Below are 405 nucleotides of genomic sequence, written 5' to 3' on the forward strand. Positions count from 1 at the left end.
ATAGCCGCGCTGCCAGTCGAAACCGCCGGCCAGACGCAGGCGGCTGCGCTGCAGGCGTCCCAGCGGCGCGTGCTGGCGCTCCTGGGTGAACAACGCGTCATCCTGCCCGTCGCGGCGGGCGTCGCGACGCACCTCACGGTGCAGGGCATCGCGCTCGAAGGCCAGCTCGACCGCACCGACCAGCGCGCCGTGCAGATGACCCGGGCCATAGGTCAGCCAGGCGACCGGCGGCGCGTCGCCGTAGCGGCTGGTCTGGCGCACGCCTAGCGCGTCGTGGCTGTGCTCGACGCTGTAGACCCAACCGTCGGCATGTACCTGGCTTTCCAGGCGCAGGTTACCGACCTCGTCGTACGTGTAGCGCACCTCGCAATCCGCCCCGCCGGCGCTGGCCAGGCGGCCGTCGGC

General features: G+C 72.3%; 1 pseudogene. It reads right to left on the minus strand.

The features are described 5' to 3' along the window. Positions 1-405, minus strand: a pseudogene (locus FHL79_RS26695) (hypothetical protein); the annotation flags it as partial.

This window comes from Modestobacter altitudinis (genome assembly GCF_005930475.1).
GTDB lineage: Bacteria > Actinomycetota > Actinomycetes > Mycobacteriales > Geodermatophilaceae > Modestobacter > Modestobacter altitudinis.